The sequence below is a fragment of the Pseudochrobactrum lubricantis genome (assembly GCF_041929865.1).
Classification (GTDB): Bacteria; Pseudomonadota; Alphaproteobacteria; order Rhizobiales; family Rhizobiaceae; genus Pseudochrobactrum; species Pseudochrobactrum saccharolyticum.
On sequence record NZ_JBHEEE010000004.1, the window covers coordinates 334,973 to 359,991 of the forward strand.

At 52.2% G+C, this 25,019-nt stretch carries 23 protein-coding genes; 9 read left to right on the top strand and 14 right to left on the bottom strand.

Translation table 11 applies throughout. The features are described 5' to 3' along the window. Positions 1 to 154: 154 nt before the first annotated feature. Both JNC80_RS10770 and purF read right to left on the bottom strand, forming a co-directional pair. A complete protein-coding gene (locus JNC80_RS10770) occupies positions 155 to 895 on the bottom strand; it encodes an SDR family NAD(P)-dependent oxidoreductase (protein ID WP_075654620.1) in 741 nt (246 codons plus the stop codon). A 61-nt stretch (positions 896 to 956) separates the two neighbouring features. Continuing rightward, complete coding sequence (gene purF / locus JNC80_RS10775; protein WP_022712195.1) at positions 957 to 2,531, bottom strand: amidophosphoribosyltransferase; 1,575 nt, start codon at positions 2,529 to 2,531, stop codon at positions 957 to 959. A 449-nt stretch (positions 2,532 to 2,980) separates the two neighbouring features. On the opposite strand from purF, the gene JNC80_RS10780 reads away from it, so the two are divergent. Both JNC80_RS10780 and JNC80_RS10785 read left to right on the top strand, forming a co-directional pair. Further along, complete coding sequence (locus JNC80_RS10780; RefSeq protein ID WP_376710311.1) at positions 2,981 to 3,598, top strand: TetR/AcrR family transcriptional regulator; 618 nt, start codon at positions 2,981 to 2,983, stop codon at positions 3,596 to 3,598. Beyond that, complete coding sequence (locus tag JNC80_RS10785; RefSeq protein ID WP_376710312.1) at positions 3,595 to 4,812, top strand: DUF418 domain-containing protein; 1,218 nt, start codon at positions 3,595 to 3,597, stop codon at positions 4,810 to 4,812. The genes JNC80_RS10780 and JNC80_RS10785 overlap by 4 nt, the downstream gene beginning before the upstream one ends. Before the next feature lie 55 nt (positions 4,813 to 4,867). Here JNC80_RS10785 and JNC80_RS10790 read toward each other — a convergent pair whose 3' ends face one another. The 9 genes from JNC80_RS10790 to rpsF all read right to left on the bottom strand — a co-directional run bounded on the left by JNC80_RS10790 (position 4,868) and on the right by rpsF (position 13,740). Next, positions 4,868 to 5,443, bottom strand: coding sequence for a CvpA family protein (locus tag JNC80_RS10790; RefSeq protein ID WP_022712192.1), 576 nt, complete (start codon positions 5,441 to 5,443; stop codon positions 4,868 to 4,870). 299 nt (positions 5,444 to 5,742) lie between these two features. Beyond that, a complete protein-coding gene (gene radA / locus JNC80_RS10795) occupies positions 5,743 to 7,146 on the bottom strand; it encodes a DNA repair protein RadA (RefSeq protein ID WP_376710313.1) in 1,404 nt (467 codons plus the stop codon). Between the two features lie 11 nt (positions 7,147 to 7,157). After that, positions 7,158 to 8,669, bottom strand: coding sequence for a replicative DNA helicase (locus JNC80_RS10800; protein ID WP_075654624.1), 1,512 nt, complete (start codon positions 8,667 to 8,669; stop codon positions 7,158 to 7,160). Between the two features lie 195 nt (positions 8,670 to 8,864). Further along, positions 8,865 to 9,533: a hypothetical protein gene (locus JNC80_RS10805; RefSeq protein ID WP_376710314.1), complete on the bottom strand. Its 669-nt coding sequence runs from the start codon at positions 9,531 to 9,533 to the stop codon at positions 8,865 to 8,867. A gap of 201 nt (positions 9,534 to 9,734) precedes the next feature. Continuing rightward, a complete protein-coding gene (locus JNC80_RS10810) occupies positions 9,735 to 11,024 on the bottom strand; it encodes a cyclopropane fatty acid synthase (RefSeq protein ID WP_376710315.1) in 1,290 nt (429 codons plus the stop codon). 321 nt (positions 11,025 to 11,345) lie between these two features. Continuing rightward, the gene (rplI, locus tag JNC80_RS10815; protein WP_022712186.1) at positions 11,346 to 11,915 is read right to left on the bottom strand and encodes a 50S ribosomal protein L9; all 570 of its coding nucleotides are present in this window, start codon (positions 11,913 to 11,915) and stop codon (positions 11,346 to 11,348) included. Positions 11,916 to 11,957: 42 nt separating this feature from the next. Continuing rightward, complete coding sequence (locus JNC80_RS10820; protein ID WP_022712185.1) at positions 11,958 to 12,917, bottom strand: DUF2232 domain-containing protein; 960 nt, start codon at positions 12,915 to 12,917, stop codon at positions 11,958 to 11,960. A gap of 149 nt (positions 12,918 to 13,066) precedes the next feature. Next, positions 13,067 to 13,315, bottom strand: a complete 249-nt coding sequence (gene rpsR, locus JNC80_RS10825) for a 30S ribosomal protein S18 (RefSeq protein ID WP_022712184.1) — start codon at positions 13,313 to 13,315, stop codon at positions 13,067 to 13,069. After that, positions 13,315 to 13,740 (bottom strand): 30S ribosomal protein S6, encoded by a 426-nt coding sequence (rpsF, locus tag JNC80_RS10830; protein WP_022712183.1) that lies wholly within the window; start codon positions 13,738 to 13,740, stop codon positions 13,315 to 13,317. Before rpsF ends, rpsR begins: the two co-directional genes overlap by 1 nt. Positions 13,741 to 14,194: 454 nt before the next feature. Between rpsF and fabD the strand changes: the two genes are divergently transcribed. From fabD to gmk, 7 genes are all read left to right on the top strand, one after another. Further along, on the top strand, positions 14,195 to 15,139 hold the full coding sequence (gene fabD / locus JNC80_RS10835) for an ACP S-malonyltransferase (RefSeq protein ID WP_376710316.1): 945 nt from the start codon (positions 14,195 to 14,197) through the stop codon (positions 15,137 to 15,139). A 106-nt stretch (positions 15,140 to 15,245) separates the two neighbouring features. Next, positions 15,246 to 15,983 (top strand): 3-oxoacyl-[acyl-carrier-protein] reductase, encoded by a 738-nt coding sequence (gene fabG, locus JNC80_RS10840; RefSeq protein ID WP_376710317.1) that lies wholly within the window; start codon positions 15,246 to 15,248, stop codon positions 15,981 to 15,983. A 453-nt stretch (positions 15,984 to 16,436) separates the two neighbouring features. Then, on the top strand, positions 16,437 to 16,673 hold the full coding sequence (locus JNC80_RS10845; RefSeq protein WP_002963616.1) for an acyl carrier protein: 237 nt from the start codon (positions 16,437 to 16,439) through the stop codon (positions 16,671 to 16,673). Positions 16,674 to 16,981: 308 nt separating this feature from the next. After that, on the top strand, positions 16,982 to 18,244 hold the full coding sequence (gene fabF, locus JNC80_RS10850) for a beta-ketoacyl-ACP synthase II (RefSeq protein ID WP_151158030.1): 1,263 nt from the start codon (positions 16,982 to 16,984) through the stop codon (positions 18,242 to 18,244). Positions 18,245 to 18,716: 472 nt separating this feature from the next. Next, positions 18,717 to 19,973: an endolytic transglycosylase MltG gene (gene mltG, locus JNC80_RS10855; RefSeq protein WP_376710391.1), complete on the top strand. Its 1,257-nt coding sequence runs from the start codon at positions 18,717 to 18,719 to the stop codon at positions 19,971 to 19,973. Between the two features lie 106 nt (positions 19,974 to 20,079). Continuing rightward, the gene (locus JNC80_RS10860; protein ID WP_376710318.1) at positions 20,080 to 21,009 is read left to right on the top strand and encodes a YicC/YloC family endoribonuclease; all 930 of its coding nucleotides are present in this window, start codon (positions 20,080 to 20,082) and stop codon (positions 21,007 to 21,009) included. Between the two features lie 165 nt (positions 21,010 to 21,174). Continuing rightward, on the top strand, positions 21,175 to 21,834 hold the full coding sequence (gmk, locus tag JNC80_RS10865; protein WP_075654629.1) for a guanylate kinase: 660 nt from the start codon (positions 21,175 to 21,177) through the stop codon (positions 21,832 to 21,834). Between the two features lie 52 nt (positions 21,835 to 21,886). Here gmk and rsmA read toward each other — a convergent pair whose 3' ends face one another. The 3 genes from rsmA to JNC80_RS10880 all read right to left on the bottom strand — a co-directional run bounded on the left by rsmA (position 21,887) and on the right by JNC80_RS10880 (position 24,809). Beyond that, positions 21,887 to 22,714, bottom strand: a complete 828-nt coding sequence (gene rsmA / locus JNC80_RS10870; RefSeq protein WP_376710319.1) for a 16S rRNA (adenine(1518)-N(6)/adenine(1519)-N(6))-dimethyltransferase RsmA — start codon at positions 22,712 to 22,714, stop codon at positions 21,887 to 21,889. Further along, positions 22,715 to 23,758 (bottom strand): 4-hydroxythreonine-4-phosphate dehydrogenase PdxA, encoded by a 1,044-nt coding sequence (gene pdxA, locus JNC80_RS10875; protein WP_075654631.1) that lies wholly within the window; start codon positions 23,756 to 23,758, stop codon positions 22,715 to 22,717. 97 nt (positions 23,759 to 23,855) lie between these two features. Then, positions 23,856 to 24,809, bottom strand: a complete 954-nt coding sequence (locus JNC80_RS10880; RefSeq protein ID WP_028233922.1) for a SurA N-terminal domain-containing protein — start codon at positions 24,807 to 24,809, stop codon at positions 23,856 to 23,858. Positions 24,810 to 25,019: the final 210 nt, after the last annotated feature.

Genomic DNA, 25,019 nt, shown 5'->3' on the forward strand with positions numbered 1-25,019 from the left:
GGACAGTTCAGAGGGGAAGGCGGCAGGATAAAATGAGGCAGCAGGGAGCTGCGAATTAAAAGAGCCGCGAAGAAAATTATTTGATTGAAAAGACAGGATAAAAACAGTTCTGGCCGGTTATTAATAATCCGGCCAGACGATTATAGGTATGTGTTTATGAAGGCATATGATATTGCAGGAATTTATCCTGACGTACATCATAAAGCTGGCCGGTAATGGTCAGCGCCGGATCGGCGAGCTGCACAATTTTAGCCGCCACATCAGCCGGATGTGGCAGAGTTTCCGGATCTTCACCCGGCATTGCTTTGGCGCGCATTGCTGTGCGCGTAGCACCCGGATTGACGGAGTTAACCCGCAGCGGCATTTGTTTGGTCTCTTCAGCCCATGAGCGCCCCATCACTTCAACTGCAGCTTTGGAAGCTGCATAGGGTGCCCAGAATGCGCGTGCTGTATGGGCGACGCCGGAAGACATGAGAATAGCACGACCGGCATCAGAACGGCGCAACAGCGGATCAACCGAACGGATCAGGCGCCAGATTGAGGTCAGATTGGTGCTGATAACATTGTCAAACACCTTGGCTTCCACATGGCCAACCGGAGAGATTGTGCCAAGCACACCGGCATTGGCGACGAGAATATCCAGTTTGCCCCAGCGGTCATTGATAGATGAGCCGAGCAGGTCAAGAGCAGGCATGTCTTTCAGATCAAGCGGGACAAGGGTTGCTGTATTGCCCATTGCCTGAATTTCATCATCCAGCTCTTCAAGGCCGCCGACAGTCCGCGCAACAGCAATCACATGGGCACCGCGTTTCGCCAGTTCCAATGCCAGAAAATAACCGATGCCGCGGGATGCGCCGGTCACCAGTGCTGTGCGTCCGCTCAGATCAAAGCTCATAAAAATCCACCCGTTTCAGTCTGCATAATGTAAAGGCGGCTGAAAGCCGCCTTTTAGAATTTTAGCCGTTGCTGGAAAGTAATGCGAAATTGTGAATATTCGACAATTCTTCCTGATCAACCAGACGGGTCGGATAGTCGCCCGTAAAATAATGGTCGGTAAATTGCGGAGCTTTCGGATTGCGCTTCTCGCCGCCGACCGCCTCATAAAGACCGTCAATGGAGAGGAATTCCAGCGAATCCGCACCGATATAATCGCACATTGCCTGCAGGTCAGGATATTGGTTGGCCAGCAGCTTGTCTGCATCCGGCGTATCAATACCGTAGAAATCCGGATGATGGATCATCGGGGAGGCCACACGGATATGTACTTCCTTGGCTCCGGCATCGCGGATCATTCGCACGATTTTCATCGAAGTAGTGCCGCGCACAATGGAGTCATCCACCAGCACAACGCGTTTGCCTTCAATGATGGCACGGTTTGCGGAATGTTTCAGCTTTACGCCGAGGGCGCGGATCTGCTGTGTCGGTTCAATAAAGGTACGGCCGACATAGTGATTGCGGATAATGCCGAGCTCAAACGGAATGCCGCTGGCTTGTGCATAGCCGATTGCTGCCGGAGTGCCGCCATCCGGCACAGGTACAACAACATCTGCTTCAACCGGAGATTCTTTGGCCAGATTAATGCCGGCGTTTTTACGCGCAACATAAACATTGCGGCCGCCGACAACGGAGTCAGGACGGGCAAAATAGACATATTCAAACAGGCAAACACGTTCCGGCTTCCGGTTCGAGGCCTTGATGGATGTGGTGCTGATAGAGCCGTCTGCCTGTGTTTCGCAGATGATAACTTCGCCATTTTCCACATCACGGATATATTTTGCACCGATAATGTCGAGTGCGCAGGTCTCGGAGCAGAAAATCGGCTTGCCGTCGAGTTCACCCATAACCAGCGGACGGATACCGACAGGATCGCGCGCTGCAATCAGTTTGGTGCGGGTCATAGCGAGGATCGCATAGCCGCCTTCAACCTGACGGATCGCATCGACAAAACGGTCGCTGGATGACGCAAGGCGCGAACGGGCGATGAGATGCAGCACAACTTCAGAATCAGAAGTGGACTGGCAGATCGCACCGGAGGCAATCAGATGACGGCGCAGGCTCAGACCATTGGTGAAATTACCGTTATGGGCAATGGCGATGCCGCCGACTTCCAGTTCGGCAAATAGCGGCTGCACATTGCGCAGCACAGTCTCACCGGTAGTGGAGTAACGCACATGACCGATCGAAAGATTGCCTGGCAGCTGCTTCAGTGTTGCAGGATTGGTGAAATGATCGCCAACCAGCCCCATGTGACGTTCGGAATAGAAGCGTCCTTCATGATAGGAAACAATGCCCGCCGCTTCCTGTCCGCGATGCTGCAGGGCATGAAGGCCGAGAGCTGTCAGCGTTGCTGCATCCTCATGGCCGAGAATGCCAAAGACGCCGCATTCTTCATGCAAGGCGTCTTCATCAAAGGAAAAACGGGAAGAATTATGAAGCGGTTCTGTGCCGCCGCTCTCTCCTGTGTGAGAGGCGCAGATCTTCTGAGAATGATCTGACGAAATATGGGCGGTTTCACCGGAATGACTTATCATAGCCGCTGGGCCTTTCGATTGCAGAGCAATTAAAAATGCTCTCTATCATAAGAGTGCTTTTGCTGCATAGTCCCAAAACCGAAAGCTTTCCGGTTGCAGTGCCATGCAAAAGGAACAATTCAGAGCATTGCGCAGAGTTCAGACGACTGAGGCTCAAAATGCAGCTCTGATGAAAAGTCTGAGCGGGACATCAGGAAGAGGGTGTTCGGGAGACGATTATGTTTTCTGCTGTTCTCAGCAGGAAAATTGCTCCTTCGCAGACATTACTCCCCATATGTCTCTGATTTTCAGCCTCATATATGGCGGTTAGTCCTTAGACACAACAGTTCTCCTCAGGTTTTAAACAATAGCACAATTTGGTCGCAGTCTGTGTGGATTATTTTATCGCTTGCGTAAGCTGTGATTTCAAATTAATAAACCGAGCGTTCAGTCTATTTTAGAGGTGCGCTATGCGCGTGACAGATCCTGAAAAACATCAGGCAAAGAAACAGATGATTTTGGAGGCGGCGAAAGCCTGTTTCGCGGAGCAGGGGTTTCACCAGACCAGCACGGCACAAATTTGTGCGGCGGCAGGTGTCAGCACCGGAAATCTGTTTCATTATTTCGCAAGCAAGAAAGCAATCATCGCTGCGATTGTTGAAGAAGATTTGCAGCAGACCCAGATATTTGTTGCGGCATTGCGCGAGCAGGAAAATCTTGTGACTGCATTGGACGCTTTTTTTGATGTGGTGCTGGATGTTGCTTCCGATACTGCTCAGGCATCGCTGGCTCTGGAAATTGCTGCAGAGGCAGGGCGGGATGCGGAGATCGGTGTTTTGTACCGGCTGAGCACCCGTGTGATGCGTGAGGAACTGGAATATCTGGTCAGTCTTGGAATGGAGCGCGGACAGTTCAGCCGGCAATTTTCTGCTGCGTCGGTCGTGCATTGTCTGATGGTGATGGTGGACGGTATTTTCAGCCGTGTTTCTGTTGACCCGCAATTTAAGCCTCAGGAACAGAAAGCAGCATTGAAAACAATGATGACGGGCGTGCTTGGTCTTGCAAATGGCAGGGAAGCGCAGAAATGAAATCAGATGTGCCGTCTCCGGCTGCAAAGCCTGTATCCCGTATTGCGGATGTGGATGCCCTGCGTGGTTTTGCACTGCTTGGCATTTTGCAGGTCAATATTCTGGCCTTTTCTTCCGTTTTTTACGGGTTTCCAAACAGCGATGCAGAATTAAGCTTTGGTTTTAACGAGCTCGTGCAACTGATCATCTCAACAATCTTTGAGATGAAGTTCTATCTGCTGTTCTCTTTTCTGTTCGGCTATAGCGTCACGCTGCAAATGCAGTCGGCAGAGCGTGCCGGAGCGGCTTTTGTTCCTCGTTTTTTACGGCGTCAGGCCGGTTTGTGGATTGTAGGCCTGCTGCATGCAGTTCTGCTTTTCCACGGCGATATTCTCACAACCTATGCTGTGCTCGGCGTGGTTTTATTATATTGGCGGAACAAGCCGGATAACACGCTGATTAAAGCTGCGGTGTGGCTGTTTGGTTTAACGGCATTGCTCTGGCTGTTGGTCGGCGCTTTGTTCTGGAACCCGGATCAGACAGACATTGCTGAACTCTTAGCTGAAGCGCAGCTGGCTCATACAGCCTATAGCGGCAGTTTTGGCGCAGTTATCATGCAGCATATAACAGAGCTGCAAACCATGTGGATTTTGCTGTTATTGATACAGGCTCCCTGTGCGCTGGCTATGTTTTTGCTCGGGTTTCTGGCAGGCAGACACCAGTTTTTGGCACAACCGGAGCTGTACAGGCCTTATCTGAAACCGGCAATAAAAGCCGCTATCATGATCGGTTTGCCTGCATCGGTACTGACTGCACTGACAGGTTTGTTTGCAAGCGGTACAGAATGGGAAGTGTTTGGTCTGGCATTGACCCTTGTGACGGCACCGCTGCTGACTTTTGGTATAATCGCGCTGATGTTCCGGCTTTTTGGCACAAAACACGGCCAGTTCTGGCGTGATGTACTGGCTCCGGCAGGACGCATGGCACTGTCCAATTATTTGCTGCAATCGCTGATATGCAGTTTCATTTTCTACGGTTTCGGTCTCGGATTGATCGAGAAAACAACGGCAATTATCAATGTACTGATTGGCTTGTCTGTTTTTACAGTCCAACTGTTTGTGAGCCGGTGGTGGCTGCGCCATTATTATTACGGGCCGCTGGAATGGCTGCTGAGGGCTTTGACAATCGGGCGCTGGCCGGATTTCAGAAAGCCGAATGCCAGACTGGGAGTGTAACAAAAACGCCGGCAGATTTATCTGCCGGCGTTTTTGTTAAATATGTGAACTGGATTTAGTTTGCCGGTTGAGCCGGTACATCATTCTCAGGCACATCCTGTGCGGAAGGCTGGGTGCCCAGTTGCGGCTTCAGGCGCTCAATGATTGCGGTTTCAGGGTCTTCCGGCAGCATATCCACCAACTGCTGGCCAAGGGAATCCAGCATCGGCTTGGATTTGGCATTGGTGATCCAGCTTGGCTGATCTGTAGCCACAAGCCAGTTGAAGAACAGCATTGCAACTACAACCAGCAGAACGCCGCGTGCTGCGCCGAAAATGAAACCCAATGTGCGGTCAAGCGCACCGATACGGCTGTCGATGATGAAATCGGCAATTTTCATGGTGATGATTGATACAACAATCAATGTCACCAGAAAGACTGAACCGGCTGCCGCGATATTCAGAATGGTTTCATTGCTAATATATGGCTGCAGGTAAGGCACGACAGGCTTATAGAAGAAATAGGCGGCCAGAGCTGCCGCAGCCCAGGATGCCACCGAAAGCACTTCGCGCGAAAATCCGCGTACCATGGCCAGAATGGCCGATACGAGGGTTACCCCGATAAGAATTCCGTCTAGCAATGTAATCGGCATCCTGCCTAATTCCTCTGTGTCGGTCTGTCCCTCGGGACATATAATTTCGTGCGGGCATAATTGCCGCAGCTCAAAGATTTACAGTGTCTCGCGTCAGTCCGATAGAGTTGTGACACTTTTGTCGTCGAAAATTAACCTGAATTTCTTTCATAAATCACTAATTCGGGAGCTGATTGCAATTTAAAGCCGTTATAGCCTGTAAAAATTACAGCCTATGTCCGGTTGTTAATGCTCCGCATCCATTATTTTAAGTTGCAGAGAGCCTATGATTCCCGATTTTCAGCAGTAGTGAAACTGTATTAATCTCGGTTCTGCGCATTCTTTCCGGGGCCGGAAGCAGCAATTCGTGCCACCAGATCGGGCAGGGAGCCGGTTTCTGTCAGCGTGAAATTGCGTGGTTTTGACAATTCACCTCCGCCGACTGGCAGAACAGCTTGTTTAAAGCCGAGTTTTTCCGCCTCTTTGATGCGCTGAGCCGCATGGGCAACGGCACGTACTGCGCCTGAGAGACTGACTTCACCAAAATAAACGCTATTGGCAGGCAGCGGAATACCGGCAAGTGACGAGACAAGCGCTGCCGCTACAGCCATATCCGCAGCAGGCTCGGAAATACGATAACCACCGGCCACATTGAGATAAACATCATGCTGGCCGAAGCGCACACCGCAATGGGCTTCCAGCACGGCAAGCGTCATGGAGAGGCGACTGTTATCCCAGCCAACAACAGCACGACGCGGTGTGCCGAGTGTAGATGGAGCGACAAGTGCCTGAATTTCCACGAGAACAGGGCGGGTGCCTTCCATACCGGCAAAAACCGCAGCTCCCGGAGCCTTTTCATTGCGTTCACCGAGAAACAGTTCCGACGGGTTGGAAACTTCCCGCAAACCTTTATCGGACATTTCAAAAACGCCGATTTCATCAGTCGGGCCAAAACGGTTTTTGACTGTGCGCAGGATGCGGTAATGATGGCCGCCTTCGCCTTCAAAATATAAAACGCCGTCTACCATATGCTCAACCACGCGCGGGCCTGCAATCTGACCTTCTTTGGTCACATGGCCGACCAGCACCACGGCAGCACCCGTTGATTTGGCGTAGCGTATCATCGCCTGCGCACCGGCACGAACCTGTGTTACCGAACCCGGTGCGCTGTCGGCCGCATCTGTCCACAGGGTCTGGATGGAATCGATAATCACCAGATCAGGGCGCGGCTTAGTATCAATGGTGGCTAGAATATCCTCGACATTGGTTTCCGCCGCCAGTTCCACAGATGTATCTGCTGCATGCAGACGCTGTGCGCGCAAACGGATTTGTGCCACCGCTTCTTCACCCGATACATAGATGATGCGGTTGCCACGACGTGCCAATGCGGCCGCAGCCTGTGTGAGCAATGTTGATTTACCGATGCCCGGATCACCGCCGACCAGCAGTGCGGAACCGCGGACAAAGCCGCCGCCGGTCACGCGATCCAGTTCACTGATACCGGACTGGATGCGCGGTGCATCTTCAATCTCGCCGGAGAGCGTGGTGAGCGCAACGGCACGGCCTTTGCGCATCGCCATTTTGCCCGGACCCGAGCCGATGCCGCCGGATGTGCCTTCTTCGACAAGTGTGTTCCACTCGCCGCAGCCGTCGCATTTGCCTGCCCAGCGCGAATGCGTGGCACCGCAATTCTGGCAGATGAACTGAATCCGGTTCTTGGCCAAGTTATGCTCTTTCAGTGGTCGTCATATTGTTCAGGCAGATAAGTGCCTTCGGCCAGATCGGTAAAGCGCGTGAATTCCGACTGGAAGGCAAGCTTTACAGTACCGGTAGGACCGTGACGCTGTTTGGCGATGATAACGTCTGCCGTGCCTTTGACTTTCTCAAAGTGCATTTTCCACTCGTCATATTTCGGATCGAATTCGTCGCGTGGTTCAAGGTTTTTGACGTAATATTCTTCACGATACACGAAGAGCACAACGTCCGCATCCTGCTCGATGGAACCCGATTCACGAAGATCGGAGAGCTGCGGGCGTTTGTCTTCGCGGTTTTCTACCTGACGGGAGAGCTGTGACAGCGCAATAATCGGCACGTTCAGCTCTTTGCCAAGGGCTTTAAGACCTGTGGTGATTTCGGTAATTTCCTGCACGCGGTTCTGCGCGGAGGCTTTGGACGAACCGGTCATCAGCTGAATATAGTCAATCACCAGACAATCAAGGCCGCGTTGACGCTTGAGGCGGCGGGCACGCGCAGACAACTGCGCAATGGAGATACCACCGGTCTGGTCAATATAGAGCGGAATACGCTGCATCGTTTGCGTACAGGCGATCAGCTTTTCAAAATCGGTTTCCGAGATTTCACCGCGGCGGATTTTGGACGAGGAAACCTCTGTCTGCTCGGAAATAATACGGGTTGCCAGCTGTTCGGCGGACATTTCGAGCGAGAAGAAGCCGACCACACCACCATTGATGGCTTTCATTGAGCCGTCTGCCAGCTGTTCACCCTGATAGGCCGCAGCAATATTGAAGGCGATATTGGTGGCAAGGGAGGTCTTACCCATACCCGGACGCCCCGCCAGCACGATCAAGTCGGAAGACTGCAAGCCACCCATCTTACCATCCAGCATGTGGATACCGGTGGAAACACCGGAGAGGTGCCCGTCACGCTGGAAGGCTACACCCGCGAGATCAATCGCGGTTTTAACGGCTTCGTTGAAAGGCTGGAAACCGCCGTCATAGCGACCGGTTTCAGCCAGTTCAAACAGGCGGCGTTCGGCATCTTCAATCTGGCTTCGCGGTGCCATATCGACCGGCGCATCATAGGCGACATTGACCATTTCCTCACCGATGCCAATCAGCGAGCGGCGTGTGGCAAGGTCATAGATCGCGCGGCCATAATCTTCCGCATTGATAACGGTTACCGCTTCAGCGGCAAGGCGCACCACATATTGAAACACGGTCATGTCGCCGACTTTATCATCGGCAGGCAGGAAGGTTTTCATGGTCACCGGATTGGCCATTTTGCCGACGCGGATCAGTTCAGACGCCAGTTCATAAATACGGCGATGCAGCGGGTCGTAAAAATGCGGCGGCTTCAGAAAGTCCGAAACACGGTAGAAAGCATCATTATTAATCAGAATCGCGCCGAGAAGAGCCTGTTCCGCTTCGATATTGTTCGGGGCTTCGCGGTAAAGCGAATTCTGGGTGTCCCGTGTCTCTTCAAGTTTGTGAACAGTCGCGTCAGCCATAAAGTTCTGGATCCTTTGCCGCAATCAAGCGGGAATTATCCGGCGAAAAGCCGGACATCAGAGTCTGTTGAAATATGAGTGTAAACAATCTGCCGGTGCAGTTGAAGCGGCTATACCATGATTCACAGCGATTCACAGGCTGCAGCTGCAAGAACTGCCTGTCAGATAGTCGTTGCGTGGGGGCTTTTAACGGGATCAGTCCGCAGTCGCCAGCAAAGACTGGTGGTAGCGGAGCTGGACCTGTCCGGTCAGAAGAAAAATATAGGCTGCCAATTCGCTCAGTTCTTCAAGGTTTTGAGCGGCTGCACCGGTCAGGCCGGTTGTGAGACCAAGATGCTCTTCTGCTGCCGTTGAAATCATCATGCACAGCGTTGCCAGCAAAAATGCACCCCATGGCAACCCGCCGGATTGCTGCAATGGTTTGAGCAATTTATGCGAGCCGTTTTTTAGCATCAGAACCGCTAACAGCAAAACAGAGGCAATCAATGCCGGCATGATGGCTGGTTTGTACCAGAGCTGGCGTGATGAGAAGAAAGGGCCAAGCTCGGAAAGGCTGATTGGCTCAAGGAAAACCGCACCCCAGCTCAATTCCCGAACTGCGCAGATAAACCAGATCAATGCCGCACCGCGCCAGAACCATTTCCAGTCTGAACTGTCGGATTTTTGAAAAATCAGTGCCTGTATCATACCCAGAAATAGCAATATTGCCTGAGCATTTTCAACAGGGCCGTTTTCCCACGATGTCCATGCAGGGAGAATGAATGCCAGCGGATAGGAAGCGAGAAGAACCAGTAATCCTGCTGATAAGACAAGCAGGGTTGTTTTATTCAGGCGTGGGTGCAGCTTGGTTTGCACGCTGGGCATCAGATATTTATCCCTTGAAACAACAGCGCTCCGAAAGATGCGATGCAGGTTTCAGGTAAAAGAGCGCGTAAAAGCAAACAGATAAATGTCTGAAGCGCACCAGCGGTGCAATCGCCGGAACTTCACAATCTCTTGATAAAAACTTTATGAGTAACAGAGTGTCGTCAATTTGTCACAAAACTGCAGCTGTTGACCGCTGCTTTAATAAACCAGATGTTTCGGGCTGGCTTTCTCGCTGCTGCTATCATTGCAGGCTTTGAATTTACGCATTTCCAGTCGCTTAAGCCGCTTTTCCTCCTGCTCAATATAATTACGGGTCAGCGGCACGGCATCCTGTCTGTGTGCAAGCTGTATCTGAAACACCATCATATTCTGCCAGCGGAAGGCGGATTCAGAGCCTGCCAGATAAAACTCCCACATCCGGCAAAAACGCTCATCATAAATGGCTTTTGCTTTATCGCGGTTTGCCATGAAAGCTTCACGCCATGCTTTGAGCGTTTCCGCATAATGCAGACGGAGAATTTCGATATCCGTTATAATCAGTCCCGCATTTTCAATATGCGGCAGGACTTCCGAGAGGGAGGGGATATAGCCGCCGGGGAAAATATATTTACGGATAAACGGATTGGTGACGGAAGGCTCGTCACTGCGACCGATAGAGTGCAGCAGCATGGAACCATCCGGTTTTAGCAATCGCGCAACCTGCTGAAAAAACTCAGCATAATGGGTAACACCTACATGCTCAAACATGCCGACAGAGCTGATCCGGTCGAATTGCTGGTTCAGCTCGCGATAATCCTGCAACAAAAACTGTGCCTGTTGATTCAGCCCGCGCGCTTTTGCCCGTTGATTGGCAATCTGGAACTGCTCCTGAGACAGGGTTACACCGGTAACATCCGCATCAAGAAATTCTGCAAAATACAGACCTAAACCACCCCAGCCGCAGCCGATATCCAGTAATTTATCTTCCGGCTTGATTTGCAGCTTGGCCGCAATATGCCGCTTCTTGGCCAGTTGTGCTTCCGCAAGGCTGGTCTGTGGCGTTTCAAAATAAGCGCAGGAATATTGCTTATCGGGATCAAGAAACAGATCATACAGTTCGCCACTCAGATCATAGTGCCGTTGCACATTTCTGGAAGAGCGTGCCAGCGTGTTCATTTGCTGTAATGGTCTGAAAATTTTGCGTAGTCTGGTTAGGATACGCATCCACGGCTCTTTTGCCGCCGTGGGGCCGGTATTCTCAAAGACCAGCCGGAGAAAGCTGTAAATATCGCCTTCCGGAAAACTGATATCTCCGTCCATGAAACATTCGCCGAGCTTCAGTTCCGGATCAAGAGCGATCGCTCTTTCCGCAGCTTTGTTGTGAAAGGCAAGCGTGACATGCGGCGAAGTGCCGTTGCCGTAAGTGTGTGTCGTGCCATCGGCAAATTGTACTTTAAGATCGCCGCTTGAGATCAGCTTGTTCAGAACCGAATGCAGCATGCTACTCATGTCTCATCCTCCTCCGATCTTGCAGAACCGGTTGAGCGGCGAATGAAGCGGCGAGTTTCCGCGCCTGTATCCGCCTTTCGAGCATTTCCAGAAAAAGTGCAAAGCGGTTTTCGCTGGATAATGCGTCAATACAAAGAGCTAAACACGGTACAGCGCTTTAAGAATAGCCGGTTTTATTGTTCTGGAAAGAGCGGGGCAGAAATAATTACGGAGAGTGTAATCATTTTCGCGTGATGGTTTCATAAATAAACGGGCAATAAAAAAGCTGCACCGGATGTCCGGTGCAGCCTTTCAGATACGAAATCTGTAGGAAAACGCTGATTATGCGTTTTCTTCGCCATCGAAGTCTTCGTCGAAAACTTCTTCAGCCAGAGGCTCTTCTTCGATGCCGTAGATAGCAGCAGCAGTCGACAGATCTTCACCTTTTTCCTGACGCAGAGCTTCGTCAGCTGTACGTGCGATATTGATGGTGATTGTGGCCGATACTTCCGGGTGCAGAACGATCGAGATTGTGTGAATGCCGATTGTCTTGATCGCGTGGTTCAGGTCAACCTGGTTGCGGTTCAGCGAGAAGCCTTCAGCAGTTACAACATCAGCAACGTCACGTGTCGAAACCGAACCGTACAGCTGACCGGTTTCACCAGCCGAGCGAACAACGATGAAGCTCTTGCCGTCCAGCTTGTCAGCAACGGCCTGTGCTTCGGTCTTGCGTTCCAGATCACGGGCTTCGAGCTGAGCGCGCTGGGATTCAAAACGAGCCATGTTGGCTTCGTTGGCACGCAGTGCCTTGCCCTGCGGGAGCAGGAAGTTACGGGCAAAGCCGTCTTTTACAGTAACAGTATCGCCCATCTGACCGAGGCGGCTGATGCGTTCAAGCAGGATAACTTTCATTGGACTATTCCTTGAGTGTTTAAGTTCTGAATGTGTTTATGGTTATGAATTCTGAGACGGATCTTTGGAGAGCGGAGCGCCGCGCGATGTATCGAGCAGGCCGAATACCAGAAAGATCAGTGCAGAGAATGCGAAGATTATGAGCAGAAAATAGGCAAGCCACAGCGCAAACGGACGCCATGTGGCACCGCGTGTCCGCCAGTGAATAATTGCCAGACCGGCCATGATAAAGCCCGCAGCAAGCGCACCGGCGAAAGTGGTGGCGATCATGCTTGCAGGGCCGGACAGGAACATGGAACCGGCAAAGGTCAGTGCGAAAACCAGCAGAGCAGGGCGCGGCATGCGCAATGTTGCAGGCCAGTTATCGCGCGGGCGGCGCAGCACGCCGGAGCGTTCAGTGATGCGCAGCGCGAGATAGAAATTAGCGGTCAGGAACATCAGGCTGGTTGCAGCCTGAATGGCAGGCAGACCGAACAGCAGAAACTGCTGCAGCATTTCACGGAAATCGTCGCTTGCATTGAACTGCGGATCAGAGGCCTGCAGGCTTGCAATCATCGCACCGGTCAGTTCACGCACCATTTCTTCGCCATAGCCGATAATCGAGCCGACGATGATGAAGCTGACAGAAATCAGAAGTGCGAGGCGGAACATAATGTCCGGCAGCGGATACCATACCAGTGCATCTTTAGGGCCGCCCAGTTCCTGAGCAGGCCGCGCAAGACCGGCAAGATAAGCGCCGGTTGCAGCAGGGATGAAACTGGTGAGAGCAATCAGAACCGCAACCATAGGCGCGGCGAAAATCGCAACGGCAATGCTCGCTGTGGCGGCGGCAATCAAACCTGCGGCAGTACCCCAGCCAAGGGCGGCGATAAAAATAGGAAGAGGGGTGAGGACATAGAGAACCATAGCAAGGCCGCTTTGAACCAGCACGCCGGACGCCAGCAGCGCGGCTGCAAGCCCCGCAAGAACACCGGTTCCGATATGTTTGCTATTGTAATTCATCTTAATCCTGCTGTCCTGCCCGGAAGTTTCCGGTTGCAGTTAGAGAACGATCGCTTCAGCGCTCTGTTCCCAACCTGACCTTACGGCCACAAATCATTATTTCTGAAGGTATGAACCGGGGTGTGCGGACACACCCCGAATCAAAAATCTTATTTCACAACATATGGCAGCAGGCCGAGGAAACGTGCACGCTTGATCGCTTTTGCGAGTTCGCGCTGTTTCTTCTGGCTTACAGCTGTAATGCGGGAAGGAACGATCTTGCCGCGTTCAGAAATGTAACGCTGCAGGAGTTTGATATCCTTGTAATCGATCTTCGGTGCGTTAGGACCTGTGAATGGGCAGGTCTTACGACGACGATGGAACGGACGACGGGTCGGGATCTGATTGATATCAACCATTATTCTTCTCCTTCACCGGCAGATTCGTTGTCGCGTGGACGACGCGGACGGCGTGGACGATCGTCATCACGGCCGAAACGGTCTTCACGTTCACGACGGTCATCACGACGGCTCAGCATTGCTGACTGGCCTTCTTCGTGTTCTTCAACACGAATGGTCATGAAGCGGAGAACGTCTTCGTTAATACGCATCTGGCGTTCCATTTCAGCAACTGCAGCAGCAGGAGCATCGATGTTTACCAGTGTGTAGTAAGCTTTACGGTTCTTTTTGATACGATAAGTCAGAGGACGCAGTCCCCAGCTTTCGATTTTCCCGACTTTACCACCGTTAGCTTCAAGAACGCCCTTGTACTGTTCTACCAGTGCGTCAACCTGCTGCTGCGAGATATCCTGTCGGGCAAGGATCACATGTTCATAAAGAGCCATTGTCTTTGCCTTTCTTCAAAAAACCACCATCCGGATCAACGGCTAAGCCTCTGCGACTTGTCTATATCCGTAAAACGGAGAAGAAAGGACGCGGGTCGAGACGATCGAGAGCGGAGACACGGGAGGTTGAAATCGCTAGAATTTCTCCGGATATTTAAATCCGGCCTCCGTTCAGCCCCCAGCTGATGCCGGACAATGACGAGTGCCTATTAGTGGCTTTTTGAGGATTTTGCAACCGGCAAAAGCAAAGCTATGCGCGTTGTGCCGCTTATGCAGGCAAAAACACGGGTTATCGCAGCGGCGTATACGGGTTTTCAGGCGCAAAGACTTGACTTGAAAGCGGCTGAAAGGCACAGGGCGTTGCAGTTATAGATAATTTTATCGTATCCGCAGAGGCAATATAATATATATGTGTGCGGATCGCCAAACACAGATACAAAATAAAGAGGCTTTAATGACTGTAGCATTTACATTTCCGGGACAGGGCAGTCAGGCTGTCGGTATGGGCAAGGCTTTGGCTGAAACCTATCCGGAAGCGCGCGCTGTTTTCGAAGAAGTTGATGATGCGCTCGGTGAAAAACTCTCAACCCTGATGTTTGAAGGGCCGGAAGACCTGCTGACATTGACAGCAAATGCCCAGCCTGCGCTGATGGCAGTTTCAATGGCTGTTATGCGGGTGCTGGAATCACAGGGGCTGAAGCTGCAGGATAAAGTCGCTTATGTTGCCGGTCATTCGCTCGGCGAATATTCGGCTCTGTGCGCTGCCGGTACATTCTCCATTTCCGATACTGCCCGCTTGCTGCGTATCCGCGGCAATGCAATGCAGGCTGCCGTGCCTGTCGGTGAAGGCGCCATGGCTGCAATCATCGGACTTGAACATGCTGATGTTTTTGCAATCTGCGAACAGGCTTCCGCAGAAGGCTCTTGCCAGATCGCTAATGATAATGGCGGCGGCCAGCTGGTTATTTCCGGTTCCAAAGCTGCTGTTGAACTGGCTGCCAAACTGGCATCTGAGCGCGGTGCAAAGCGCGCAATCATGCTGCCGGTCTCCGCACCATTCCATTCCAGCCTGATGGCTCCTGCTGCCAATGCAATGCGTGAAGCGCTGGCAACTGTTAATAAGCAGGCACCTGTTGTGCCGGTAATCGCCAATGTGCGTGTTGCTCCGGTTAAGGATCCTATTGAAATTGCTGATCTGCTGGTTGAACAGGTCACAGGTCAGGTACGCTGGCGCGAGACTGTTGAATGGTTCGCAGGCCACGGCGTAACAACGCTTTATGAAGTCGGTTCCGGAAAAGTGCTGACCGGCTTAGCACGCCGCATCTCCAAAGATGTAACCGGTGTGACTGTCGGCACTGCTGAAGAGATTGATGCTGTCCTGCAAGCTCTGCTTGCATAACTTAAGATGCAGACGCTGCTGGCGTAATCGCTCAGATTTTGAAGCGCTGAAAATAATGTTATAAAGCGGACGAGGATTGTCCGCGTATCAGATTCAAGAGGATTTCATGTTTGATCTGACTGGCCGTAAGGCTCTCGTAACCGGTGCAACCGGCGGTATCGGTGAAGAAGTAGCTCGCGCGCTGCATGCACAGGGCGCTATTGTTGCTCTGCACGGCACCCGCGTTGAAAAGCTGGAAGCGCTGGCCAAAGAGCTGGGCGAACGCGCTTATATCTTCCCTGCGAACCTTTCCGACCGTGAAGAAGTGAAGGCGCTTGGTCAGGCTGTGGAAAAGCAGCTCGAAGGCGTCGATATTCTGGTCAATAATGCCGGTATCACCCGTGATGGTCTGTTTGTACGTATGAGCGATGCAGACTGGGATGCGGTGATCGAAGTGAACCTGACTTCCGTATTCGGCCTGACCCGCGAACTGACCCATCCGATGATGCGCCGCCGCTTTGGCCGTATTATCAATATTACATCCATCGTCGGTGTAACCGGTAATCCGGGACAGGCCAATTACTGCGCTTCAAAAGCCGGTATTATCGGCTTCTCCAAATCGCTGGCTCAGGAAATTGCTTCGCGCAATGTGACTGTGAACTGCGTTGCTCCGGGCTTTATTGAGTCGGCTATGACCGACAAGCTCAATGAGAAGCAAAAAGACACAATCATGTCGGCTATCCCGATGAAGCGCATGGGGCAGGGGTCGGAAATTGCATCGGCCGTTGTCTATCTGGCAAGTAATGAAGCCGCTTATGTGACAGGTCAGACCCTGCACGTAAATGGCGGTATGGCCATGATCTGATGAAGATCCGGCCGGTTTCTGAACGGTTCCGGCCGGAATAATGATGAATAAAAGAACTTTAAAAAGCTGATAATACAGCAATAAAGCTCTTTTTTCTGTTGTTTTAACGGTTTTTGCTCTGTTTCGCTGTGGTTGCTTGTTAAAATGGACTTTGCCAAACAGCAGAACCGTGATAATGCCCCGAATATTGCTGCGCTGCATGTTTTATGCTTCGTGGCGGCTGCAGTGATAAAATATGATTGCGCTTCAACGGCGCAGCAGTTAAATCGCTGCAACTGAAATATATTGTATAATGCGTCTGAAATGCATTTCTGTTTCAGGCATTATGCAGTAGGAATATCCACAGGATGCTTTTCATTGTGATGAATGTTGCAATGGTGAGTTATCTTAACACTTGATTACAATCAGCCATGCCGCTACCAAGGCTATGGTATTAACAGGTCGAGGTCCGACATGAGCGACACCGCAGAACGCGTCAAGAAAATCGTTGTTGAACATCTGGGCGTAGATGCCGATAAAGTAACTGAAGGCGCAAGCTTCATTGATGATCTGGGCGCAGACAGCCTGGACACAGTTGAGCTGGTAATGGCTTTCGAAGAAGAATTCGGCGTAGAAATTCCTGATGATGCAGCTGAAACCATCCTGACGGTCGGCGACGCTGTTAAATTCATCGATAAAGCTTCTGCCTGATTATTTGTATAATCGGCAGGCAGATATCGGGCCGGAAGATCATATCTTCCGGCCCTTATCGTTTGAAGCGCGGAAAATATTTGAATAAGGCTCAGGCAATGTTTTTACTGCCTTTATGCCGGTCAGACAGTTCTGTTTGCGGATCTGTAATTAACCACTCCACAAAAGCGCTGTAACAATCTATTAATTCTGCGTAATTCTAACCCTTGATCGATTCCGGTCGAGATATTACGCGGTTGATTAATCTGTGCCGCCTGCCGCTGGCGAAGACCAGCGAGAAACAGGGTCAGGTGCAGGGAAGGATACATATGAGAAGAGTCGTCGTTACCGGTCTTGGCCTGGTGTCACCTTTGGCAAATGGTGTTGAAGAAACCTGGAAGCGTTTGCTCGCCGGCCAAAGCGCAGCGCGCCGCGTGACCGAATTCGAAGTTGACGACCTTGCCTGTCAGATTGCCTGCCGTATTCCTGTCGGCGATGGCACGGACGGCACATTCAACGCTGATCTCTATATGGAACCGAAGGAACAGCGCAAAGTTGATCCTTTCATCGTCTATGCGGTCGGCGCTGCCGATCAGGCACTGGATGATGCGAACTGGCATCCGGAAAGCGATGAAGACCAGATCCGCACCGGTGTGCTGATCGGTTCCGGTATCGGCGGTATTGAAGGTATTGTTGAAGCCGGTTATACGCTGCGCGACAAAGGTCCGCGCCGTATTTCGCCTTTCTTCATTCCGGGTCGCCTGATCAATCTGGCTTCCGGCCATGTTTCGATCAAGCACAAGCTGCGCGGCCCGAACCACTCCGTGGTCACAGCCTGTGCAACCGGTACACATGCTATTGGTGATGCTGCCCGTATGATTGCTTTCGGCGATGCCGATGTAATGGTTGCCGGTGGTACAGAATCGCCGGTCAGCCGTATTTCTCTGGCCGGTTTTGCTGCCTGTAAAGCGCTCTCCACCAAGCGGAATGATGATCCGACCGCGGCATCGCGCCCATATGATGAAGACCGCGACGGTTTCGTTATGGGTGAAGGTGCAGGCGTTGTGGTTCTGGAAGAGCTGGAACATGCGCTGGCACGCGGTGCGAAAATCTATGCGGAAGTGATCGGTTACGGCATGTCCGGCGATGCTTATCACATCACTGCGCCAAGCGAGAACGGTGAAGGCGCACAGCGCTGCATGGAAGCCGCGTTACGCAGCGCCAAAATCACACCGGATGCTGTTGATTATATCAATGCTCACGGCACATCGACCATGGCTGATACGCTCGAACTGGCAGCAGTTGAACGCGTTGTCGGAGATTCAGCCTCGAAGATTTCCATGTCTTCGACCAAATCCTCGATTGGTCACCTGCTCGGTGCAGCCGGTGCGGCAGAAGCGATTTTCTCGACACTGGCAATCCGCGATAATATTGCGCCTGCTACACTCAATCTCGACAATCCGTCGGTCAGCACCAAGATTGATCTGGTGCCGCACAAGCCGCGCGCCCGTCAGATTGATGTTGCTGTGTCGAACTCGTTCGGCTTCGGCGGCACCAATGCTTCGCTGATCCTGCGCCGCTATCAGGCCTGATACAGCATTTAGCTGATGGAATGAAAAGGCCGCTTTCAGTGAAGGCGGCCTTTTATTAAGAGCCTGTACCGCAACGGGTGAGGCCGTTTTTGAACAACAGACGCAGGCAATCCGTATTTCAGATCAAAATACTCTCTTAAATATGGATTCTTTCTGTCGAAAGCTTTGTTCACGGGTTGCGACATTCGTGCTTTTGCCGCAATTATTGTGCCCACTGAGTGAAGAAACTAAAAATACAGATTAATCGGCTCAGGCCCTTGGTTTTCATTGCCATCGGGTCGGGTTGAACCGGAGTGTAAGTGTGACGTCAGACCAATCATCTGAAAATAAATCTGCTGGTCAGCCTGCCGTTTCTGATAGCGCTGTTCAGAATAGTGCGTCACCATCTCATGCGGGGAGCGCTGCTTCTGCGAGCGCGCATAAGCCTGTCACCTCCGATGAAAATGCAATTGTTGCACCGGTTTCTCCGGAAATCGCCGCAGCACCAGCTGCGCCTGCTTCAGCTCCGGTATCACCATCGGCACCGGCTCAGCCGCAAGCTGCCGTACAAGCTGAAAAACCTGCGGTACCGGATGCGGCTGAACCGGCAACAGGGCCACTGGTTCTGAAATCGGCAAGCGAAGCACTGCGCCCTGAACCGGGTACACCGCCACCGCCGAAGAAGCGCAAGCGTTCGCGTCATGCGCGCAGCCAGATTGTGGTTTTTGCCAATTTCATGCTGTCTACGCTGGTCTTTCTGGTGATCGGCATGGGCGCCTTGTTCTATTTCGGTAAGGTTCAGTTCACGACTGAAGGGCCGCTGTCACAGGATTCGACATTCTTTGTGAAGCGCGGCAGCGGCATCATTGAAATTTCCGACCAGCTGGAACGCGCAGACCTGATTACCGATGCGCGGATTTTCCGCTATGGCGCACGTGCTTATGGTCTGGAAAAGAGCATGAAGGCCGGTGAATATGCCATTCCTGCCCGTGCATCCATGCGCGATATTATGAATATCTTTGTTGAAGGTAAGTCGCTGATGCATTCAGTGACCATTCCTGAAGGCCTGACCGTCCAGCAGATTTTCGACCGTCTTGCCAATAGCGAATTGCTTTCCGGCGACCTGCCGAAAGAACTGCCTGTTGAAGGCAGTCTGGTAGCAGATACGCTGAGCTTCACACGCGGCACACCGCGTGAGGAAGTGGTCAATCGCCTGAAAACCGCGCAGGCCAAACTGGTGGATGAAGTCTGGGCCAAGCGCCGTGACGGTCTTCCGGTCAAAGACAAGAACGAATTTGTGACATTGGCTTCCATCGTTGAGAAGGAAACCGGTGTGGCATCCGAGCGTCCGCATGTGGCTTCGGTTTTCGTAAATCGTCTGAATACCGGTATGCGCCTGCAATCCGATCCGACAATTATTTACGGTATTTTCGGCGGACGCGGCAAACCTGCAGACCGCCCGATCTATAAGTCGGATATCGAAAAAGAAACTGCCTATAATACCTATATTATCAAAGGCCTGCCGCCGACACCGATTGCCAATCCGGGACGCGATGCTCTGGAAGCCGTCGCTAATCCGCTGGATACTCAGGACCTGTATTTCGTGGCAGACGGTACCGGTGGTCATGTCTTCGCGGCAACGCTGAAAGAGCACAATGAAAATGTGCGTAAATGGCGTGAGGTTGAGCGTCAGCGCAAGGAAAATCCGGCAACAGGAACAAACGGCACTGCACCAACGCCGGCTCCGTAAAGCTTGTAATTAAAGATACAGATAAAATATGATGCCGTCCGGCCATCCGGACGGCATTTTTGCAAAAGCCGCTTAAAGATAAACGGCGCAGATAACGGGTTTTAAGATGACAGTACAGAGCATGACCGGTTTCGCCCGCCACACAGCGACATTCATGTCGGGGGCGGATGAGAATGCGCAGACACGGATCAGCTGGGAAATTCGTTGTGTGAACGGTAAAGGGCTTGATGCCCGCTTTCGCATTCCGAATGGTTTTGATGATCTTGAACTGCAATTGCGCACGGCTTTGGGGCGCATTTTTGCCCGCGGATCGTTTCAGGTCAGCCTGACAATTGAAGAGCCGGAGGCGCAGACAGCGCTGGTTATCAATGAGGCTTTGCTGAGCAAGGTTATGCAGACAGCGCAGCAGTTGCAAAACCAATATGGTCTGGCACCTGCCAGTGTGGATGCCGTTCTGAATTTACGCGGTATTCTGGAGCCGCCGCAGGCCTTGAGCGACGATGCAGGTAAAGCGGCTTTGAAAGCCGCATTGCTGTCATCCTTTGATGAAGCACTGGATGCGCTGAAACTGATGCGTTTGCAGGAAGGCAAGCGCCTGTCCGATCTGCTTGGCAGCCATGTTGACCGGATTGCGGAACTGGCAGTGCAGGCGCGTCAGGATACGTCGCGCAGTGCTGAAGCGATCCGTGAGCGTCTTGCAGGGCAGGTGGCATTGCTGCTGGATGCCATGAACAGCAATCGCAGTACGGCCATTGTGCTGGACGAACAGCGTCTGCATATGGAAGCAGCATTTCTTGCCACCAAAGCGGATATTCAGGAGGAGCTTGACCGGCTGGATATGCATGTGGCTGCGGCGCATAAATTGCTCAGCGACGGCGGCCCTGCGGGGCGTAAGCTCGATTTCCTGTCGCAGGAATTCAATCGCGAAACCAATACGCTGTGTTCAAAATCCAATGCGGCCAGCATTACTGCAATCGGCCTTGAGCTGAAAGCGGTTGTCGATCAGTTCCGCGAGCAGGTTCAGAACCTCGAATAGTAAAGATTGCAAGCGTTTCCGCTCCGCGTATAGTGAAGATCAGGTAATGCTTTAATAACTAAAAAACGCCGCAATTGCTGTGAAAAGAGAGAACAAAAGAGACATCATTGCGGCGCAATGATATCAGACATAGCAGTGAATAGAGAATCTGGAGCAGAATAGATTATGGCCATCTCCTTCGTGGAAAATGCTGTCGCACGACGCGGCCTTATGTTGGTCATTTCTTCGCCGTCAGGCGCGGGTAAGTCAACGATTGCACGTTTGTTGCTGGAAGACCGTGATATGGATCTTTCCCTGTCTGTCAGCGTGACAACCCGTCAGCGTCGCGCCAGCGAGATTGAGGGCGTTCACTATCATTTTAAAAGCGTGCGTGAATTCGAGCGCCTGCGTGACAGCGATGCCCTGATTGAATGGGCAGAGGTGCATGGCAATTATTACGGAACGCTGCGTGAGACTGCGGAAAACGCCTTGGCAGATGGCCGTGACATGTTGTTTGACATTGACTGGCAGGGCGCGGAACAGCTTCAGGCCAAAATGCCGGCCGATGTCGTATCGATTTTTATTCTGCCGCCGACCATGAAAGAACTTCAGATGCGTCTGAACCGCCGTGCGGAAGATACGCCTGAAGTGATTGAAACACGTCTGAACAATGCGCGTTTTGAAATCCAGAAATGGAGCAAATATGATTACATTGTTATCAATGAAGATCTGAACCAGTCCTATGCCGCTGTGAAGTCCATTGTTATGGCTGAGCGTCTGCGCCGCGACCGTCGTCCGGGTCTGTTTGAATTCGTCAATGGTTTGCTGGAAGAGCAGCCTTCTTGAGTTCTCAATACGTCTGAAAAGAAAAACCGCCGTAAGGCGGTTTTTTTATATCTCAGAGCTGGTTTGCCAGATGCACAAATTCTTCGACGCTGAGCGTCTCTGCACGGCGCGTCGGATCAATGCCTGCTTTTTTGAGCAGGGTTTCACCACCAAGCGGCTTGAGGCTCTGGCGCAGCATTTTGCGGCGCTGCCCGAATGCCGCTTGTGTTACCCGCTCCAGAAGCTGCGGCGGGCAGGCCAGCGGCTCTTCCCGCGGGATCATATGCACAACGGCAGACGTGACTTTCGGCGGCGGTGTGAAAGCCTGTGGCGGCAGATCAAAAGCGATTTTAGACTGCGTACGCCATCCGGCCAGCACACCAAGACGGCCATAGGCATCATCACCGGCACGGGCAACAATGCGCTCGGCAACTTCCTTCTGGAACATCAGGGTCATCGAGCTGTAAAAAGGCGGCCATGGCTCACTCAGCAGCCAGCCGATCAGCAATTGCGTGCCGACATTATAAGGCAGGTTGGCAATGATTTTCGGCTTTTTGGCCGGATCAGGAAACAGCGCCTTAAAATCCTGCTGCAAAGCATCACCGGAAATGACACGTAAACGCCCCGGATATTCCGCAGCGATTTCCTCCAACGCGGGCAGGCAGCGCTCATCACGTTCGATTGCCGTGACAATGCCGCCCTGAGCGAGAATAGCGCGTGTCAGGCCTCCGGGGCCGGGGCCGACCTCAATCACCGGCTGATCCTGTAGGTCACCGGCCTGTCGGGCAATTTTGGATGTCAGGTTGAGATCGAGCAGGAAGTTCTGGCCGAGGGATTTTTTGGCATTCAGTTCGTGACGTTCAATCACATCACGCAGTGGCGGCAGATTATCAATGCTCATTCAGTCTTGTGTCCGTTTATGATTATGTGCCAGTTCTGCGGCCAGTTTAAGCGCGGCGATCAGGCTGTCCGGTCGGGCAATGCCGCGTCCTGCAATGTCAAAAGCAGTCCCGTGGTCGGGAGAGGTGCGGATGAAAGGCAGGCCGAGTGTTACATTGACCGTTTCATCAAAAGCCAGCGCTTTGGCAGGAATAAGTGCCTGATCGTGATACATGCAGATTGCCGTATCATAGGTTGTCAGCGCCTGTTTGTGGAACATTGTATCCGCAGGCAGCGGCCCGCGAATATTGATGCCTTCGCTTTTGAGCTGCTCGATAGCAGGGCGGATCACAGCATCATCTTCATGGCCGAGCGCTCCGCCTTCACCTGCATGAGGGTTGAGACCGGAGACTGCAATGCGCGGATTTTTGATGCCAAAACGTGTGCGCAGATCATGATCGGTAATGCGGATGGTTTCAATGATCGCAGCTGTTGTCAGTGCTTCCGGCACTTTATGCAGCGGAATATGAATTGTCACCGGCACAGCGCGCAATTGCGGGCCTGCGAGCATCATGACAGGGCGCACTTCAACACCAAGATGACGGGAAGCCAGATGGGCAAGAAATTCCGTATGTCCCGGAAAACCAAAACCGGCTTCGTAAAGCGGTTTCTTGGCAATAGGGCAGGTTGTGACTGCACTGGCCTGACCATCAAGCACATAATGTGTGGCGCGTTCAATCGCTTCGATAATACCGGCGGCATTGGCGGTCTGCGGCACGCCCGGCTTATCAGTTAGCCGGTTGGCCAGAGGTACAACAGGCAGATAATGGCAAAAGCGCTGTGTTGCTTCAGACGGCTGGCAGATGCTGAAAGGAATATCAAGCCCGAGCTGTCTGGCTCTTGCTGTCAGCAAGGACGGGTCGGCAAGGATGAAAAACGGAGGCAGCGCATGCTTTTCCCGCTGCGCCCATGCGGTGAGGGCAATATCCGGTCCGATACCGGACGGGTCGCCGATGCTCAGAGCAACCGGTGCTATGGAAGCCTCTCCATGCTGCGGAAAAACCATTTTATGCTCCGGTTCTGCTGTGTAATGAGGCCGTAAACAGAAAAATACTTAAATCAGATCAGCCACGCAGAATAATCTCTGCGTGGCTTTTTCAGGGTTAGCGATTAACGATTTTCGCTTTTTCGCGCAGTTCTTTGACATATTTCTTGCTGATTTCTTCAGCTTTCTTTTCCTGATCCGCATTGCTGCCGGTGCCTTCCATGGAGAAGGTCAGCTGTGCAACACGGTCATCCGATACAGTGCGCTTGGCACAGACGGCGAGGAATTCAACGCCTTTATCCGTATCCTGAACCGCTGTCGGACGGCCTACAGCTGTTGCTTTCAACTGTTTTGACCATTCCGGCGGTAATTGCAGTTCCAGATGCTTGCCGAGATCACGCACGGTCACATCCAGCATGCCCTTGGTCTGGGAACGTGTTGTTTCACAGCTGGAGAAGCGGTTGCGCAGAGCATTGGCTTCGGAACGGCGTTTCGCCATCGTGCCTGCCGAGCGGCTGGCGGCAGGTACAACGAAAATCACCTGCTGCAATGTATATTCACTGGTTGAAGGCTTTTTACCGCCATCCTTCAGCATGCGCTGAACAGCATCCTGCTCGCTCATCATGCCTTCGGAGCGGAAGCGGGCGCCTATCGCACGGCTCCAGCCCATCTGCACCATGATAAAGGTTTTAAAATGCTTCGGCGTGATACCGGCCTGATTCATCAGCTGGTTAAGCTGCGCAACGCTCATTTTGTTACGCGAGGCAAAGCCTGCATAGGCAGTTTCAATTTCCTGATCCGAAACGACAATGCCGCGTGATTTCATTTCCACGCGTTTGAGCATTTCTTCAACCAGCTCATCCTGAGCCTGCTTGTTGAGATTGCCGCCGCGGCGCTGCAATTTAAGGAAGGCAGCGCGGTTCGCAATATCCACATTGGTAATCGGGTTGCTGTTGACGATCACTTTAATTTCGGCCGCTTTGGCAGTGCCGGTAAATTCCGTCACGCTCAAAGCTGTCATTGCAACAGTACCGGCAAACACAGCAGCCAGAATGCGTTTATTAAAATTCATGCTCATAGTAGCAAATTTCATACCTGGTTTCCCGTTCCGTGCCTCAGGACGTGATCGTCTCCTGATAGGGAGAAGTAATAGATAAAATGACTTCTGTTGTCACATCCTGTCAGGATTTTCATTCTTGTATAGATGAGCAGTTGCAGTGAAACAATCTCTCATCTGTTTAAGAATGCATGAAAACAGCGAATTTCGACCCCGTTTATACCC

Coding starts and splice junctions, on each gene's coding strand:
- rpsR (WP_022712184.1), bottom strand. CDS start 13,315: ATGGTTGATATCAATCAGATCCCGACCCGTCGTCCGTTCCATCGTCGT.
- JNC80_RS10845 (WP_002963616.1), top strand. CDS start 16,437: ATGAGCGACACCGCAGAACGCGTCAAGAAAATCGTTGTTGAACATCTG.
- fabG (WP_376710317.1), top strand. CDS start 15,246: ATGTTTGATCTGACTGGCCGTAAGGCTCTCGTAACCGGTGCAACCGGC.
- rsmA (WP_376710319.1), bottom strand. CDS start 22,714: ATGAGCATTGATAATCTGCCGCCACTGCGTGATGTGATTGAACGTCAC.
- purF (WP_022712195.1), bottom strand. CDS start 2,531: ATGATAAGTCATTCCGGTGAAACCGCCCATATTTCGTCAGATCATTCT.
- JNC80_RS10790 (WP_022712192.1), bottom strand. CDS start 5,443: ATGCCGATTACATTGCTAGACGGAATTCTTATCGGGGTAACCCTCGTA.
- JNC80_RS10780 (WP_376710311.1), top strand. CDS start 2,981: ATGCGCGTGACAGATCCTGAAAAACATCAGGCAAAGAAACAGATGATT.
- JNC80_RS10770 (WP_075654620.1), bottom strand. CDS start 895: ATGAGCTTTGATCTGAGCGGACGCACAGCACTGGTGACCGGCGCATCC.
- rplI (WP_022712186.1), bottom strand. CDS start 11,915: ATGAAAGTTATCCTGCTTGAACGCATCAGCCGCCTCGGTCAGATGGGC.
- fabF (WP_151158030.1), top strand. CDS start 16,982: ATGAGAAGAGTCGTCGTTACCGGTCTTGGCCTGGTGTCACCTTTGGCA.
- JNC80_RS10785 (WP_376710312.1), top strand. CDS start 3,595: ATGAAATCAGATGTGCCGTCTCCGGCTGCAAAGCCTGTATCCCGTATT.
- JNC80_RS10805 (WP_376710314.1), bottom strand. CDS start 9,533: ATGCCCAGCGTGCAAACCAAGCTGCACCCACGCCTGAATAAAACAACC.
- JNC80_RS10810 (WP_376710315.1), bottom strand. CDS start 11,024: ATGAGTAGCATGCTGCATTCGGTTCTGAACAAGCTGATCTCAAGCGGC.
- JNC80_RS10820 (WP_022712185.1), bottom strand. CDS start 12,917: ATGAATTACAATAGCAAACATATCGGAACCGGTGTTCTTGCGGGGCTT.
- gmk (WP_075654629.1), top strand. CDS start 21,175: ATGGCCATCTCCTTCGTGGAAAATGCTGTCGCACGACGCGGCCTTATG.
- JNC80_RS10880 (WP_028233922.1), bottom strand. CDS start 24,809: ATGAATTTTAATAAACGCATTCTGGCTGCTGTGTTTGCCGGTACTGTT.
- JNC80_RS10860 (WP_376710318.1), top strand. CDS start 20,080: ATGACAGTACAGAGCATGACCGGTTTCGCCCGCCACACAGCGACATTC.
- pdxA (WP_075654631.1), bottom strand. CDS start 23,758: ATGGTTTTTCCGCAGCATGGAGAGGCTTCCATAGCACCGGTTGCTCTG.
- rpsF (WP_022712183.1), bottom strand. CDS start 13,740: ATGGCTCTTTATGAACATGTGATCCTTGCCCGACAGGATATCTCGCAG.
- JNC80_RS10800 (WP_075654624.1), bottom strand. CDS start 8,669: ATGGCTGACGCGACTGTTCACAAACTTGAAGAGACACGGGACACCCAG.
- fabD (WP_376710316.1), top strand. CDS start 14,195: ATGACTGTAGCATTTACATTTCCGGGACAGGGCAGTCAGGCTGTCGGT.